At 55.9% G+C, this 3,450-nt stretch carries 1 protein-coding gene and 1 tRNA gene; one reads left to right on the forward strand and one right to left on the reverse strand.

Features of this window, described 5'->3' with window-relative positions; translation table 11 throughout:
• Positions 1-2,058: Tn3 family transposase (locus K5905_RS30135; protein WP_297591380.1), on the forward strand; the 2,058-nt coding region annotated here is incomplete at its 5' end.
• Positions 2,059-2,636: 578 nt separating this feature from the next.
• Here the strand turns inward: K5905_RS30135 and K5905_RS30140 are convergent.
• Positions 2,637-2,716: transfer RNA gene (locus K5905_RS30140), tRNA-Phe, on the reverse strand.
• Between the last annotated feature and the right edge of the window lie 734 nt (positions 2,717-3,450).

The raw sequence follows: 3,450 nt of genomic DNA on the forward strand, positions 1-3,450 counted from the left end.
CTGACAGGTCAGCTATTTTCGCGCTCAAGGAACAAGCAAGATCAAGTCTGGGCCATGGGAAAAGCCCGCGTCGGCCGTCTGATGCAGCTCTTTGGCGAGACGCTTGATACCATGGCGTTGGCCCATGAAGCTGGGGTTGATCCGTTCGCGGCTCTGGATGGCGAGATTGGTTGGTATCACCTGCTACAATATCGGGATGAAATCGCGGCCTTTGGCGAACTGGCCACGGGTGATCCGCTGGAGCTGGCGACGGAACGCTATGCCTATATGCGCAAGTTTGCACCCGCCTTTCTCGAAACATTCACATTCAGCGCGCCGGAGGCGGGGCGAGATCTGCAAAAGGCCGTGTCCTTGCTGAGGGATCACAACATATCCGGCAAACGCAAGCTGCCCGCCGACATTCCAATGCCGTTCCCTGCCAAACATTGGTCTAAACTGATTGTTCAAGACGGTCAGCCCAAGCGCCGTATCTATGAAACCGCAGTTGTCGCCACGCTACGCGACAGGTTGCGGGCCGGGGATGTCTGGGTGGAAGGCAGTCAGGATTACCGACGTTTTGACAGCTACCTGATCTCTCTCGCATCCGCCGACGCGGAACTGAAGAAACTGGGTCTGGAAACGGATGTCGATGTTTGGTTGGTAGATCACCAACATGTTTTGAATCAGCGGCTATCGACAGTTGAGAGTAAGCTGAAGCGCGGCGTGCTCGATGGGGTGCGCCTGGAGAAGGGGCGACTTCGGATCACCCCACACGAAGCCGATACGTCGGCTGAAGCCTTACGATTGGAGCGGTCTATTGATGCGATTATGCCGCGCATCCGGATCACGGATTTGTTGTGGGAGGTCAACGCACAGACAGGTTTCCTGAATGCCTTCACCGATCTGCGCTCAGGTCACAATCACGAAGATCCTGCGGTGTTGCTTGCGGCCATTTTGGCCGGTGCAAGCAATCTGGGTCTGGAGCGGATGGCCTATGCCTCAAAACACATCAGCCATTCCCAACTGACCTGGGCGAATATGTGGTATCTGCGACCGGAAACCTATTCGGATGCCTTGGCCCGAATTGTGGATGCCCATCATGACCTGCCATTCGCTGCGCATTGGGGGAAGGCTGGCGCAACCTCCTCAGACGGGCAGTTCTTTGCTGCCAACCGTGGGACTGGCCTGATCAATGCCAAGTATGGTCCTGATCCGGGATTGAAGATCTATTCCTTTCTGTCTGGCCGATATGGCTCGTTCCATTCATCCGTGATCGGAGCAACGTCTGGGGAAGCGCCCTTTGTCTTAGACGGGCTGGTTGGCAACCCAATGCTGCTCAACCCACTCACACACTACACCGATACTGGGGGCGTCTCTGATCACGTCTTCGCGCTGTTCCATTTGCTTGGCATGAAATTTACGCCGCGGTTACGCGACTTCCCGGATCGAAAGCTGGCTTGCTTCGGATCCCCGCGCCAGTGGCCGTTTCTGGCGCCGCTGATGGGCAACCCCATCAAGGATGACGTTATTGTCCAGCACTGGGGGGATGCAATCCGCCTCGCAGGCAGTGCCAAAACCAAAGCCATCAAGCCATCGGCGATGCTCCGAAAGCTTGGCGGTTACCGACAACAAAACCGGCTCTACCTTGCTCTCGGCGAAATTGGGCGCATTGAGCGGACATTGTTCATGCTGGACTGGCTGGAAAATCCCGACTTGCGGAAGGATTGTCAGGCAGGCCTCAATAAGGGTGAAGCACGTCACAGTTTGGCAAAGGCGGTGTTTGCTCATTCCCAGGGGCGCATTTACGATCGCTCTGACGCGGCGCAACAGAAGCGCGCCATGGCGCTCAACATGGTTATCGCCGCTATCGTTTACTGGAACACACTCTATATGGACAAGGCGGCCGAACACTTGGCCCGCCAAGGTCAGATCCCGGATCCCACCCTTCTTGCCCATACATCGCCGCTAGGATGGGCGCACGTCATCCTGACCGGCGACTTTGATTGGCATTCTGGTGCCTCTGAGCCCCAATACCCCCGTCCATTGCATCTCAACGCGGCGAGAAAGTGGGCAGGATGACGCTATATCACGGGTGTTCGCTAATCGTTCCGCCTTAACGGGATCCTACGTACAAACCTTCCGATAGGGCCATGTTCTCAGCGGTACGAAATCTCTTCGTCCCTTTCCAGATCAACCGCTCCGCCGCACAAATTCGAATTCATCGACGCGGGAGAGCACTATGCTCGAAAACCATCTTCAGGATGCAAAAGCTTGAACCGAAGGGTCACTAAGGGCCGCAAACTAACGAAATTCAAATTTGCAACAGAGCCGCCAAAGCAGCGCCGGCCGCCCTAGCCGAGTGAAAAGAACGCTAAGAACAAAGTCCATGATCTTACCCTTGCAGCCCTGCATATGTCCGCACTTGGTCTATCCCAAGCCGAAAACCGTCAGTCCGCATACGGCCCCATACCGGTCACCGAATTAATAGACCTGGCCTCGATATCCGTCAGACCACCAATCCTCAAGCGGACTTCCCTTTGGCCGATCTAACAATCGGAAGGAATGGCAGAGAGCGGCGGTCCCGACCCGCAAGCTTGTAAAAGCCCCGACAGATTAGCAGTCTGCGCCAGCCCCCGGCTGGTTCACTCTCTTTTTGCTGGAGCAGGCTGGAGTCGAACCAGCACAGCATAAGCATCGAACTTTCAGCCCGGTGGGCTCTCCAATGCCCGGCTGCTCCATATGGCGGAAGACAGAGGTCTCGATCCCCAAACCCTTTCCGGTTCCATCCGCTTTCGAAGCGGTGCCGGGCTCCTGCCCAGTTCATCTTCCCTATTGATGACCCGGGCAACAAAAAACCCGGTAAGCGCTTGCTTCCGGGTCAGAAAGATTTCGATGTGCCTGAAGTTTACCGCACACGCAAAAGCTCTCGACCGCGGAACGCGGACGAACTTGAGCTTGTTGAACTGTAAACAGCGAAAAACATCGATTTATCCCTTTGATGGTGAGGTCAATACGCAAGTCGGTCGCGGATGTCAACACCCGGCATTGCAACCCCGCGAACTGAAACCCTCAGTGGCAGATGCGCGCTGGATCCAGGGCAGCATCCACGCAACCTGTTCGTGAGAAGGCAGGAGGCCATTTTTCCTCTGCGTGCCCGCTGTTTTTTGGGACAGCGTCGGCTCCATCAGAGGTTTCGTTGCAAAAGCATAACCCTACGGAAACCCGTTGTTCATTTTCCCTTCCCATGTACCTGGTCTCGGGAAGGCGACACGTCTTGAAGTCGCAAGGGGCGGAAAAACGAAAAATCATCTTCGTTCCGCCGACAAGGTCGAATTCACTACCGTGCAGGCAGTGCGGCTGAGAAGTGCCGTGTTGCGCTCCTTTTTGAGGTTCTTGAGTGCGGATTGCAGACAGATCGCGATCGGTCTGGTGTCCCAATAGAGTCGTGCCGTCGTCCTCCGGTCGAGGGGA

This window comes from Roseibium sp. (genome assembly GCF_025698965.1).
In the GTDB taxonomy this organism is placed as follows: domain Bacteria; phylum Pseudomonadota; class Alphaproteobacteria; order Rhizobiales; family Stappiaceae; genus Roseibium.